The sequence below is a fragment of the Ignatzschineria sp. PL_is040 genome (assembly GCF_055813795.1).
Window position 1 is genome coordinate 84341 of sequence record NZ_JBVPGU010000007.1, and the last position, 12816, is coordinate 97156.

At 40.3% G+C, this 12816-nt stretch carries 11 protein-coding genes; all 11 read left to right on the forward strand.

What is annotated here, in order from left to right:
- The first annotated feature begins 98 nt into the window (after nucleotides 1-98).
- The 11 genes from AC0SAP_RS08585 (at nucleotide 99) to AC0SAP_RS08635 (ending at nucleotide 12539) form a co-directional block, all read left to right on the forward strand.
- Entirely contained in the window at nucleotides 99-770 is a 672-nt protein-coding gene (locus AC0SAP_RS08585; protein ID WP_198959081.1) for a DedA family protein, read from the forward strand.
- 219 nt (nucleotides 771-989) lie between these two features.
- On the forward strand, nucleotides 990-2246 hold the full coding sequence (rho, locus tag AC0SAP_RS08590; RefSeq protein ID WP_094568382.1) for a transcription termination factor Rho: 1257 nt from the start codon (nucleotides 990-992) through the stop codon (nucleotides 2244-2246).
- A gap of 204 nt (nucleotides 2247-2450) precedes the next feature.
- The gene (locus tag AC0SAP_RS08595) at nucleotides 2451-2693 is read left to right on the forward strand and encodes a type B 50S ribosomal protein L31 (protein ID WP_094568381.1); all 243 of its coding nucleotides are present in this window, start codon (nucleotides 2451-2453) and stop codon (nucleotides 2691-2693) included.
- Between the two features lie 162 nt (nucleotides 2694-2855).
- Entirely contained in the window at nucleotides 2856-3887 is a 1032-nt protein-coding gene (locus AC0SAP_RS08600; protein ID WP_286482768.1) for a quinone-dependent dihydroorotate dehydrogenase, read from the forward strand.
- Nucleotides 3888-4044: 157 nt separating this feature from the next.
- Nucleotides 4045-5322 (forward strand): citrate synthase, encoded by a 1278-nt coding sequence (locus tag AC0SAP_RS08605; RefSeq protein WP_094568379.1) that lies wholly within the window; start codon nucleotides 4045-4047, stop codon nucleotides 5320-5322.
- 123 nt (nucleotides 5323-5445) lie between these two features.
- Entirely contained in the window at nucleotides 5446-6732 is a 1287-nt protein-coding gene (eno, locus tag AC0SAP_RS08610; RefSeq protein ID WP_473383877.1) for a phosphopyruvate hydratase, read from the forward strand.
- Between the two features lie 354 nt (nucleotides 6733-7086).
- Nucleotides 7087-7524 (forward strand): SUF system Fe-S cluster assembly regulator, encoded by a 438-nt coding sequence (locus AC0SAP_RS08615; RefSeq protein WP_473383878.1) that lies wholly within the window; start codon nucleotides 7087-7089, stop codon nucleotides 7522-7524.
- A 33-nt stretch (nucleotides 7525-7557) separates the two neighbouring features.
- Nucleotides 7558-9015, forward strand: a complete 1458-nt coding sequence (sufB, locus tag AC0SAP_RS08620; RefSeq protein WP_109236885.1) for a Fe-S cluster assembly protein SufB — start codon at nucleotides 7558-7560, stop codon at nucleotides 9013-9015.
- A gap of 82 nt (nucleotides 9016-9097) precedes the next feature.
- Complete coding sequence (sufC, locus tag AC0SAP_RS08625; RefSeq protein WP_473383879.1) at nucleotides 9098-9868, forward strand: Fe-S cluster assembly ATPase SufC; 771 nt, start codon at nucleotides 9098-9100, stop codon at nucleotides 9866-9868.
- 10 nt (nucleotides 9869-9878) lie between these two features.
- On the forward strand, nucleotides 9879-10961 hold the full coding sequence (locus AC0SAP_RS08630) for a SufB/SufD family protein (protein WP_473383880.1): 1083 nt from the start codon (nucleotides 9879-9881) through the stop codon (nucleotides 10959-10961).
- Between the two features lie 360 nt (nucleotides 10962-11321).
- Nucleotides 11322-12539: an aminotransferase class V-fold PLP-dependent enzyme gene (locus tag AC0SAP_RS08635; RefSeq protein ID WP_473383881.1), complete on the forward strand. Its 1218-nt coding sequence runs from the start codon at nucleotides 11322-11324 to the stop codon at nucleotides 12537-12539.
- Nucleotides 12540-12816 lie beyond the last annotated feature (277 nt).

Sequence of the window (12816 nt, forward strand, 5' to 3'; positions counted from 1 at the left end):
TCAACGTTGTCAATTAACTTAAAGATGATTTTGAGATATTTTTGAATTGTTGTGTTAAAGCAAAGTGGACGTAGAAGAGAGAAGGGTAGAGTAGCGTGATGGATTGGTTAATGCAGGTGGTCGATATATTTCTCCATGTAGATGATTATCTAGAGGTGATTATCTCTCAGTATGGATATTGGATCTATGGGATTTTAATATTGATCGTTTTTTGTGAAACAGGGCTCGTCGTAACTCCCTTTTTACCGGGAGATTCTCTTCTCTTTGCGGCAGGTGCTTTAGCTGCAGCGGGATTGATGAATATCTGGATTCTCTTTGGAACATTACTTGTCGCGGCAATTGTTGGTGATGCTGTTAATTATCAGATAGGGCAACATTTAGGTGTTAAACCCTTTAGAAGAGATGCTAAAATTTTTAAGCTTAAATATTTAGAAAAGACAGAAGAGTTTTACCAACGGCATGGCGGGAAAACGATTATTTTAGCGCGCTTTATCCCGATCGTGAGAACCTTTGCTCCTTTCGTTGCAGGTGCTAGTCGGATGTGTTATCGTCGTTTTGGTACTTATAATATTTTGGGTGCCCTTCTTTGGACAGGGAGTATGTTAGGCGCAGGTTACTTTTTTGGCCAAACTCAAATAGTCCAAGAGAACTTCTCTCTGATTGTCCTTGGAATTGTCTTTATCTCGGCACTACCTATAGGGATCGAAGTTTTAAAGGCCTTAATCACAAAATATCGAAATAAAGTTGCACGGGACGGAGATAAAGCATAAACTTTCGCTAATAATAAATCTTCTATCCATTTCTCTCTATTAGTAGCCCAACTTATCGTTGAGGCCTTTAAGGAAATGTGAGGGCGCGTCCCCTATATTACTCATAAAGATAATTCACAAGATAAACTCTTCTTATTCATTCTAAATATTTATTTTAAATAGAATTTTATTCTAAACAGTATTTAGAATCCTCTCTTATACTTTTTATAAAATCAATCTATGAATCTAACAGAACTAAAACAAAAAACGGCCCAAGAGCTAGTAGATATTGCCGAAGAAATGAATATCCAAGGACTAATGCGGGCTAAAAAGCATGAGCTCATCTTTGCCATTTTACAAGAACAAGCAGAAAAAGGTGGCGAGGTTATTGGTGATGGGGTGCTTGAAGTCCTTAATGATGGATACGGTTTTTTAAGAGGGGTAGATAGCTCCTTCTTAGCAGGTCCTGATGATGTCTATATTAGTCCTTCTCAAATAAGACGTTTCAATCTTCGAACAGGAGATACCGTTTCAGGTGTTATTCGCGCACCTAAAGATAATGAGAAATATTTTGCACTCGTTAAAGTAAATGAGATCAACTATGAGCCGGTTAGTAAGAATCGCCGTAAGATCGCTTTTGAAAACTTAACTCCTATTCATCCTAATGAGCCACTCAAAATGGAATTAGGAAATGGGTCGAGCGAAGATATTACCGCCCGTTTAATCGATATTGTAGCGCCGATTGGTAAAGGGCAAAGAAGTATGATCGTTGCGCCCCCAAAAGCGGGTAAGACGATTATGATGCAAAATATTGCGCAATCGATCGCGATCAATCATCCGGAAGCTTATCTTATGGTATTGCTTATTGATGAGCGACCAGAAGAGGTGACAGAGATGCAACGCCTTGTTAAAGGTGATGTGGTGGCTTCAACTTTTGATGAGCCTGCTCTGCGCCATGTTCAAGTCGCTGAAATGGTGATTGAAAAGGCGCGTCGTCTTGTAGAGCATGGTCGTGATGTGGTCATTCTACTCGATTCTATGACCCGTTTAGCACGCGCTTATAATACGGTAGTCCCCTCATCAGGAAAAGTTCTCTCAGGAGGGGTTGATGCCAATGCGCTCCATCGTCCTAAGCGTTTCTTTGGTGCGGCGCGGAATATTGAGAATGGTGGAAGCTTGACCATTATCGCTACAGCAATGGTGGATACCGGCTCGAAGATGGATGAGGTGATCTTTGAAGAGTTTAAAGGAACTGGAAACTCAGAGATTCAGTTAGATCGTCGTATTGCTGAAAAACGGATCTTCCCGGCGATTAATGTTAATCGCTCAGGAACACGTCGTGAAGAGCTCTTAATGGGGCCAGAAGAGCTACAGAAGATGTGGATTCTTCGTAAATTGATCCATCCTATGGATGAGATTGAAGCTGCGGAATTTATGCTTGAGCGGATGCGCGAGACTAAGACAAATGCAGAGTTTTTCCAAATGATGAAGGGGTAAATAGCCCTAAGAAGCTCTAAAATGGATCGAAAGAGGGGTCTTTGATGCGTAATAGATTTGCATTAGGCTTCTCTTTACAGTAAAATTCCCGTCTTGATTATTTTTTTAATGCGGTAGACATTTAGATTGACGAATCTAACTGTGCATTAAGGAAGTAGGCTCGAGAGAGTCAAGCGATAAACATTAATTAATGGATAAAATATTATGTCAAAAGAAAATACAATCAACTACCGTCCTGTAGTGTTTCAAGATGCATCTAGTGATTTTGCGATCTTAACACGTTCAACAATCGCAACTAAAGATACAATCGTATGGACTGATGGTAACGAATACCCATTAGCGCGTATGGAAGTAACCTCTGCGTCACATCCATTCTTCACAGGTCAACAAAATATTCTTGATGCGGAAGGTCGCGTTGATCGTTTCCGTAAGAAATATGGTCGTTAATATTAGTGAATATAACGCTATGAGGATTTAAAAGAGAGCATCTCATTAAGAGATGCTTTTTTTACGGGAAAATCTTTTCTAAAGTGATGATTCAATGTTTTTGCTAGCTTTGTCTCAAAATAGGAGGATAATAGCGGCAACAGAATTGTAAAGATTGTGCTGATGATAAAAAAAATTATTCAAAAACTACTCTTTAAGCTAGATCCTGAATGTTCCCATCATCTCTCATTTTGGGGGATTAGAGCATTAACGGCACTCCCTTTTGTCAAAAATCGTCTGATCGATCGTGAGAAAATTTTAGAGGATCCTCGCCTTCAGCGGGAGGTTTTTGGTCTCACTTTTCGTCATCCTGTCGGTTTAGCTGCGGGATTTGATAAGGATGCTAAACTCTATCAAGCGTTAGGAGATCTTGGTTTCTCTTTTGTTGAGATCGGGACTGTGACTCCGAAAGGGCAGCCGGGTAATCCTAAGAAGAGACTCTTTCGTCTCGTAGATGAGTCCGCAATTATTAATCGAATGGGTTTTAATAATGAGGGTGTTGATGCGGCACGACTTCGTTTATTGAAGCGGCAACATCGGTTAATCATCGGGGGCAATATTGGTAAAAATAAAGAGACGCCTAATGAAGAGGCGGTGGAAGATTATTTAACCTGTTTTCATACGCTGTTTGATGTTGTCGATTATTTTGTGGTTAATGTCAGTTCTCCCAATACGCCTAATTTGCGAGCTCTCCAAGAGAAGGGGCCACTATTGGCGCTATTGCAAGCGTTACAGAACGCAAATCAGAAATATCAAAATCCAAAACCAATTCTACTTAAAATAGCCCCAGATCTCTCTAATGAGCAGTTGCAAGAGATTGTCGAGATTGTCGATGAATCAAATATTGCCGGCATTATTGCGACCAATACCACTATTTCACGAGAAGGCATTCAATCTCCGTTGAAAGCTGAAGCCGGAGGCGTAAGTGGAGCTCCTTTAACAGAACGATCTTTAGCGGTTATCCGTTTTTTAGCAAAGGAGAGTCAGGGACGCTTTCCGATTATCGGCGTAGGGGGAATTATGACGGCCCAAGATGCTCTAGATAAGTTAGATGCCGGAGCATCTTTGGTGCAACTCTATAGTGGTTTTATCTATGAAGGACCACAATTAATTATCGATATCAATCGAGCGTTATTAGCGCGATTAGAAAATTGAATCACCGAGGAACCATTGTGGCTATTTTAAAATAATCGTTTATGTACTAAGATGGTCGAACAATATTATTCATCTCAAGTTTGAGTTTTTATTAAAATAGAGCTGAAGTGATAACTCCATTAATGGAGATAGTTACCGAAAGCTGGAGGAAATTAGTATGAGTACAAAAGATACTGTCACCTTTAGAAATAATAGAACAGGACATGAAGCAGAATTTCCAATTTTGGATTCTGTTTATGGTAATTCTGTTATTGATATTGCGAAGTTAAACAGAGAGATGTCGATGTTTAGCTATGACCCAGGTTATGTCTCTACAGCAAGTTGTGAGAGTGCAATCACCTATCTTGATGGTGAGAAGGGTGAACTACTCTATCGTGGTTATCCTATTGAGCAGTTAGCGGCGAAGAAAGATTATCTCGATGTTGCTTATCTTCTTTGGAATGGTGAGCTTCCAGATGAAGCGCAATCAAAAGAGTTCAAAGAGATCATTATGACGCACTCTTTGATGCATGAGAATATGAAGAGCTTCCTTCAAGGATTCCGTTATGACTCTCATCCTATGGCGATGTTAGTAGGATCCGTTGCTTCAATGGCGGGCTTCTACCATGACAAGATGAATATCTTCGATCCTGAGCATCGTATGATTATTGCGCACCGTTTAATCTCTAAGATGCCAACAATCGCAGCTGCTTGTTACAAGCATGGTCAAGGCCAGCCGATCCGTTACCCACGTAACGATCTCTCTTATGCAGGTAACTTCTTACAGATGATGTTCTCAACACCATGTGCTGATTATGAAGTTGATCCTGTTGCAGAGAAAGCAATTGACGTGCTCTTTACGCTTCATGCTGACCATGAGCAAAACGCATCAACTTCAACAGTTCGTCTAGCAGGATCTTCAGGTGCAGATCCATTTACTGCGATTGCATCAGGTATCGCATCATTATGGGGACCTTCACATGGTGGTGCTAACGAAGCTGTACTCGTGATGCTTGAAGAGATCGGTGATGTTAGCAATATCGATAAATTTATTGCAAAAGCGAAAGATAAGAATGACCCATTCCGTTTGATGGGCTTCGGTCACCGTGTCTATAAAAACTTTGACCCACGTGCACGTATCATCAAGGGTATTGCTGATGAAGTATTGGCAAAATATGGTAATGATCCATTGATGGAGATCGCCGTTAAACTTGAAGAGATTGCACTTAAAGATGAGTACTTTGTAGAGCGTAAACTCTATCCAAACGTCGACTTCTACTCAGGTATTATCTACAAAGCATTAGGTATTCCTGTTGAGATGTTCACACCTATGTTCGCAATTGCACGTACAAGTGGTTGGATTAGCCATTGGGCAGAGATGATCGCAGATCCAAATATGAAGATTGGTCGTCCCCGTCAACGTTACATCGGTCCTAAGATCCGTGATGTAAAATAGGCAGAAAAAGAAAGGATTATTATCTCAAGTTGAAATTTGAGTAATAACAATAAATAATAGGAAGGTGTAGCTATTTTGTAGTTACGCCTTTTGCTTTTTTATAATATCTATTTGGAGAAATTTATGTCAGCAATCAACTCGATCATTGCACGAGAAATTCTTGATTCACGCGGTAATCCAACCGTATGGGTAAAAGCTACTTTAGAGTCGGGTGTATCAGGTACTGCAGCTGTACCTAGTGGCGCCTCTACAGGGGCAAAAGAGGCGGTTGAACTTCGTGATGGGGATCAAAAGCGTTACGGTGGTAAAGGCGTATTGCGTGCATGTGAGAACGTCAATGGCGTAATAGCAAAAGCACTCAAAGGTGTTGAGGCATCAGATCAAAAAGATGTTGATGAGATCTTACTTAAATTAGATGGTACTGAGAATAAATCAAACTTAGGGGCAAATGCTCTATTAGGTGTCTCTCTAGCGGTTGCACACGCAGCGGCAAATGAGAAAGGTTTACCACTTTATCGCTACTTAGCTGAGCGCGAAAGTTATACGTTACCTGTTCCGATGATGAATATTCTTAACGGAGGAGCGCATGCTGACAACTCTGTAGATGTTCAAGAATTTATGATTCTTCCAGTAGGTGTTCCTACATTTGCCGAAGCGATCCGTTGTGGGGCTGAAATCTTCCATGAGTTACGTAAAGTGCTTACAGAGAAGGGCTTAGCAACAGGAGTGGGTGATGAGGGTGGTTTTGCTCCAAATCTTGGCTCTAACGAGGAAGCATTAGAAGTAATTATGACGGCGATTAAACGTGCCGGCTATACGCCAGGAAAAGATGTTTTCTTAGGTCTCGATATTGCGGCTTCTGAGTTTTATAAAGATGGGCAATATGTTTTAGAGTCTGAGAATAAATCCTTTACATCAGAAGAATTTGCCGCTTTCCTTGAAGATTGGGTCAATCGTTATCCGATTATTACGATCGAAGATGGTATGGATGAAGAAGATTGGGAAGGTTGGGCTGTCTTAACTGAGAAGATTGGTAATCGTGTGCAGATTGTCGGGGATGATCTTTTTGTCACGAATACAAAAATCCTACAAGAAGGGATTAAGCGTGGTATTGCAAACTCAATCTTAATTAAGCCTAATCAGATTGGTACCTTAACAGAGACCATTGATGCGATTAATATGGCAGATGAGGCAGGTTATACCTCTGTTGTGTCACATCGTTCAGGCGAGACAGAAGATACAACGATTGCTGATATCGCTGTTGCCACTGTTGCGACACAAATCAAGACAGGTTCACTCTGCCGTTCAGATCGTGTTGCAAAATATAATCGTCTCATCTGCATTGAAGCAGAATTAGGCGATAATGCGGTCTATGCCGGAAAAAATGCTTTTAAATCAGTAAAATTTTAATACGCTGTTAATCAGTGATAAATGAGATGAGTAGAGGTCGTTTGGAGTGGATCTAAACGGCCTCTTCTTTATTCCGCTTTAGTACGATGCGCTATCTTCTAACCTATAATCTTCTAACCTATATTATTCTCTATTTTAATATTGGGTACATATCTTTCGGGCAGTTATTAGCAAGTTATTAACAAGTCATTAGAAAACTATTAGGAGGTTATTAGGAAGTTATTAAAAAGTTATAGAGGGAGTATTACTTCTGCTATTGAGGTGCTTAATAGCTGTGATTATCAAAACAAATTTGAATTAGGACTAATATGGTACTATATTACTCCTATATTGATTTTTTAGAGAGTCTTAACATTGAGAATTACCCGAGAAACAGATTATGCCTTACTTGTTCTTACTAAGCTTGCGGTAAGAGAAGAGAGAATGAGTGCATCAACGCTAGCGGAGATCTGTGATCTAAATGTCTCTTTGGTGAGTAAAGTTCTGAAGCTTCTTGTTAAAGCGGAGCTCTTAACTTCAACAAGAGGTGTTTATGGAGGATATCAATTGCAGAAGTCTCCTGAGGAGATTACGTTACTTGATGTTATTGAGGCAATTGAAGGCCCTGTCGCAATGAATGCTTGTAATGATATTGAGAATCCTTGTGATAAAGCGATAGATTGTCAATTAGCCCCTCATTGGCGAGTCATTAATCAGCAGCTCTATAAGAGCTTTTCTGAAGTGACATTGTTATCTCTTCTCGGCTCACCGAGCGATCTAAAAGCAGAAATGAATGTGATAGATCTCTTATAAACTAATTTTTTAAGATAATAAAATAGAACGATTATGACAGCAGAAATTACAGAAAAAGATAGAATTGAAGCGCTTGCCGGTGAAGAGTATAAATATGGCTTCACAACAGAAATCGAGCAAGAAACCCTTCCGCCGGGATTAGATGAAGATGTGATTCGTAAAATATCCCAAATTAAGAATGAACCTGAATGGTTGTTAGAATATCGTTTAACGGCTTATCGTGCTTGGTTAGAGATGGAGACTCCCGATTGGGCACATCTCAATATTGAACCGATCGATTATCAAGCAATCTCTTACTACTCAGCCCCTAAATCGATGGCAGATGGGCCAAAGAGTTTAGATGAAGTTGATCCTGAGCTTCTCTATACCTATGAGCGCTTAGGGATCCCGCTTGAAGAGCAAAAGATATTAGCAGGCGTTGCTGTTGATGCGGTATTTGACTCCGTCTCTGTTGCGACAAGTTATAAAGATCGTCTTTTAGAGCAGGGCATTATCTTCTGCTCCTTTAGTGAAGCGGTTCAGGAATATCCCGAATTGGTAAAAGAGCATTTAGGAACAGTTGTTCCTCATGATGATAACTACTTTGCTGCTCTCAATGCAGCTGTCTTTACTGATGGCTCTTTTGTCTATATTCCAAAAGGTAAGCGTTGTCCCATGGAGCTCTCTACCTACTTCCGTATCAATGCTTCTAATACAGGGCAGTTTGAACGAACATTAATTGTTGCAGATGAGGGGAGTTATGTCTCCTATCTTGAAGGATGTACAGCACCTCAAAGAGATGAGAATCAACTTCATGCTGCGGTTGTTGAGTTAGTTGCTAAAGAGAAAGCTACGATTAAATATTCAACTGTCCAAAACTGGTATCCCGGGGATGAAGAGGGCAAGGGTGGAATCTATAACTTTGTAACAAAGCGCGGTATTTGTGAAGGATTTCAGTCAAAAATTACTTGGACGCAGGTTGAAACAGGATCTTCGATTACGTGGAAATATCCAAGCTGTATCTTAAAAGGGGATGAATCTGTTGGAGAGTTCTACTCCGTTGCTCTTGTAAAAGATCGACAACAGGCAGATACCGGCACTAAGATGATCCACATTGGTAAAAATACTCGCTCTACGATTATCTCTAAAGGAATCTCCGCAGGCTACTCAGAAAACTCCTATCGAGGTTTGGTGAGAATTGGACCTAATGCAACGGGCTCACATAACTATTCTCAGTGTGATTCTCTCTTGATGGGAGATAAATGTGGGGCCCATACTTTCCCCTATATCGATGTTCGTAACTCGAGCTCAAAAGTGGAGCATGAAGCCTCTACTTCGAAAATTTCTGAAGAACAGCTCTTCTACTGTCAACAGCGTGGACTCTCTGAAGAGGATGCAATTAACCTTATTGTCAATGGTTACTGTAAAGAGATCTTCGATGAGTTACCGATGGAGTTTGCTGTTGAAGCACAAAAATTGATCGAACTGCGATTAGAGGGTAGTGTCGGTTAAAACGGGACTAAAAGCATATCGCCATCATATTGAAGCTGGTGGCAGAAATAACGATTACAAAATTAATAACGAGAGTAGAAATATGTTACAAATTATAAATTTACATGTAGAAGTTGATGGTAATGAGATCCTTAAGGGAGTTACCCTCAATATTGAAGCGGGAAAAGTCCATGCAATTATGGGTCCAAACGGCTCAGGAAAGAGTACATTAGCCAATATTATCGTTGGAAAAGAGGGATATGAGATCACGGAAGGGGATATCCTTTTTGAAGGTAAGAGTATTTTAGAGATGGATCCTGATGAGCGTGCACAGATGGGGATCTTTTTAGGGTTCCAATATCCAGCAGAGCTTCCTGGTGTTAATAATCACTACTTCTTAAGAAGTGCATTGAATGCAATTCGTAAGTATCGTGGGGAAGATCCGGTTGATGCTTTAGAGTTTTATGAGTTGCTGCAAGAGAAGATGAAGACTGTAAAGATGGATGCCTCTTTCTTAAAGAGAGCCGTGAATGCAGGTTTCTCGGGTGGAGAGAAGAAGCGTAATGAAATTTTACAGATGTTAGTTCTTGAGCCTAAGTTAGCAGTTCTTGATGAAACTGACTCCGGACTCGATATTGATGCGCTTCGTGTTATCTCTGAAGGAATTAACTCATTGAGAGATCAAAATCGTGGGTTCTTATTGATTACCCACTATCAACGTCTACTCGATTATGTACAGCCAGACTTTGTTCATGTAATGACGGATGGCAAAATTGTTAAAAGTGGCGGTAAAGAGTTAGCGTTAGAGCTCGAAAAAGAGGGTTACGTAGCATTCCGTGGTGAAGAAGCTGGCGGAACTCGTATTCATAAGTAAGGAGAGATTAATGCTAACAGTATATAAAGAGAATGCTTCAAAAGAGCGTTTTAGAGATACCCCCCTTCGTAAAGTGATCTCTGTGGATTGGAAAGATCCGGTTTCACGTGAAACAGCTGCGCCGATCTCAGAAGTATTACCTGAAAATGGGGTCGTATTGCCGATCTATAATGGTGAGGTCAGTGCCCGTTGGATTAGTGAGTTGACTCTACCTGAAGGTCTTTTGGTTCGTGGAACTGAACAGCTTTTAGAAATTAAAGTGGTGGAGGGTGCGAAAGTTGATCGCCCCGTTGTTATCTACCATTTTTCTGATGCAGGAGAACAACCCACTAAAGTTGATTTTAAAATCAATATTACAGTTGAGGAAGCTGCGGAAGTCTCTTTTCTATTCGTTGAGTCAGGGGGAGGACATTATCTTAATTTAGGTAAAGTAGAGGCTGATGTTGCCGCTGAAGCAAAAGTAGAGTTTGTTCGTGCAGCGCTTAATGGTGCTAAAGGATCTTCGCTCTTTGATTTTACTTCAGAGCAAGCAGAGAGAAGTCATGTTCACTATATGAGTTATCAAGCGCAGGGTGAACTTTCTCGATCTAATATCCATCTTCATATGAATGGGGAAGAGGGGGTTACCGACCTCAATATATTAAATATTGGAGAAGGTAGAGAACATATCTCACACATTATCGATATGGATCACCGCGTTCCTAATTGTGAAAGTCGTCAGCAGGTGAAAAATATCTTAAAAGATCGTGCAGAGTCGATCTTTGATGCACAGATCCATGTCTATCAAGATGCACAAAAGATCAATGCAGATCAGATGACGCGTTCTCTGCTCCTCAATGATGGTGCTCGAGCACTAACTATTCCTCGTTTGTTGATCTATGCCGATGATGTTCGTTGTACACATGGAGCGACCGTGGGCTTTATCGATCCCGATCACCTCTTCTATCTTCGTACCCGAGGTATTTCAGAAGGAGAAGCAAAGCGGATTTTAATTCGTGCCTACGCTGTTGAGATCTTAGAGACGATCGAATCTAAATCGATTAGTGAATGGCTCCATCATCAGCTAGATAAAGATATTGCGCAATTGATGTGATATCAAAATAAGGAGTAGTGAGAGAGGTAGCGAAACGAGTCATAGAATCGTTTAAGACATCATTTTCTCTAATTCAAGTTGTGAAGAGCGGCTATAGCTGTCACCGGTATCCTCTTTACTGGTACTGGTTATAGCCGTTTTTGTGACCTTCTCTAATTGATTTATCTAAAGAAACTTATCAGAAGGGCTTTGAGCTTGAGCCATTCTATATCTCTCCTCTACTTTCATCTTTAACTTATAATTTCTAGATCGCAAATCTAAATCTTGAGTCATAATCTTGAATTTAAGTTTAAAGTATTAAATGTATATTAAAATCACACTAATATATTAAAAATTAAAACTCATCAGCAGAGGTACCGCATGATTGCATTGCCAGAAATACGTCAACAGTTCCCTATCTTTAATGAAACGGTAAAAGGAGCGCAGGTAGCGTTTTTAGATACCGGGGCTTCAGCACAAAAACCTCAAGTGGTGATCGATGCTGAACGAGAAGTTTATGAGAAATATTATGCAAATATTCATCGGGGAGTCTATTTCTTTAGTGAGAAATCGACCCAAGAGTATGAATTAGTCCGAGATGTTGTTCGAAAGTTTATTGGTGCAGAAGATTCTCGAGAAGTAATTTTTACAAAAGGTACAACCGAAAGTATTAACTTAGTTGCACAAAGTTATGGGCGGATGGTTTTAGAGCCGGGCGATGTCGTGATTATTTCAGAGATGGAGCATCATGCAAATATCGTTCCATGGCAGATGATCTGTGAAGAGAGGGGGGCTGAACTTAAAGTAATTCCCATTAACGATCAGGGAGAGCTTCTATTAGACCACTATCTAGAGATGTTAAATGAGCGTGTAAAAATTGTTTCCGTGACTCAAGTCTCAAATGTGTTGGGTACGATTAATGATGTTAAGCATATTATAGAGGCTGCTCATAAAGTAGGCGCAAAAGTATTAATAGATGGTGCGCAAGGAGCTGTACATCAGCCACTTAATGTAACGGAACTCGATGTCGATTTCTATGCATTTTCTGCTCATAAACTTTATGGACCTACAGGTGTTGGAATTCTCTATGGAAAAAGAGAGTTATTAGAAGCGATGCCTCCTTATCAGACCGGTGGTGATATGATCGATCTTGTTACCTTTGAAAAGACAACATTTGCCCCATTACCTAATAAGTTTGAGGCTGGAACACCTAATATTGCGGGTGTTATTGCTTTTGGTAGAGCGCTTGAGTGGGTGGAAGAAATCGGTTTTGAGACGATTACAGCACATGAAGATGCATTGCTTGATTATACAATGGCGCAATTAGCTCAAATTCCGGAAGTAAGAGTTATCGGTACGGCAGCAGAGAAGGTGGGTGTGATCTCATTTGTTGTCGAAGGAATTCATCCCCACGATATTGGCACATTACTCGACCATGAGGGTGTTGCTATCCGAGTAGGTCATCATTGTGCACAGCCTTTGATGAGAAGAATGGATGTGCCGGCAACAGCTAGAATCTCTTTTGGTGTCTATAACAGTAGTGAAGATGTCGATCGCTTGATTGCAGGATTGAAAAAGATCATCAAGCTTTTTGGTTAAAGATGAGGTCAGTAGCCTGTTAGTTAAGAGTATTAAATTTTTAACAATTTCTCTACTCACTCCAGGCTATCTATTCTTCCTTATTTATTCATTAGTTATCTGTATGAAGATATAGTTAGATCCCCCTTTTTTCTAACTTTTTTGCCAGCGCTTACATTTTGACCAGAAAAAGAGTTGCAAATAAAAATGAAAGGGGTAAGATACACCACTCATTCAGACGGCAACGTTGAAGATGATTCGGTAGAAGCCAGTTCTCTAGTAGTTTCTTTGCTTCTCT

Excerpts from the sequence above, each read along its gene's own strand:
- AC0SAP_RS08635 (WP_473383881.1), top strand. The coding sequence starts at position 11,322 with ATGATTGCATTGCCAGAAATACGTCAACAGTTCCCTATCTTTAATGAA.
- AC0SAP_RS08605 (WP_094568379.1), top strand. The coding sequence starts at position 4,045 with ATGAGTACAAAAGATACTGTCACCTTTAGAAATAATAGAACAGGACAT.
- AC0SAP_RS08600 (WP_286482768.1), top strand. The coding sequence starts at position 2,856 with ATGATAAAAAAAATTATTCAAAAACTACTCTTTAAGCTAGATCCTGAA.
- AC0SAP_RS08585 (WP_198959081.1), top strand. The coding sequence starts at position 99 with ATGGATTGGTTAATGCAGGTGGTCGATATATTTCTCCATGTAGATGAT.
- rho (WP_094568382.1), top strand. The coding sequence starts at position 990 with ATGAATCTAACAGAACTAAAACAAAAAACGGCCCAAGAGCTAGTAGAT.
- AC0SAP_RS08630 (WP_473383880.1), top strand. The coding sequence starts at position 9,879 with ATGCTAACAGTATATAAAGAGAATGCTTCAAAAGAGCGTTTTAGAGAT.
- AC0SAP_RS08595 (WP_094568381.1), top strand. The coding sequence starts at position 2,451 with ATGTCAAAAGAAAATACAATCAACTACCGTCCTGTAGTGTTTCAAGAT.
- sufC (WP_473383879.1), top strand. The coding sequence starts at position 9,098 with ATGTTACAAATTATAAATTTACATGTAGAAGTTGATGGTAATGAGATC.
- eno (WP_473383877.1), top strand. The coding sequence starts at position 5,446 with ATGTCAGCAATCAACTCGATCATTGCACGAGAAATTCTTGATTCACGC.
- sufB (WP_109236885.1), top strand. The coding sequence starts at position 7,558 with ATGACAGCAGAAATTACAGAAAAAGATAGAATTGAAGCGCTTGCCGGT.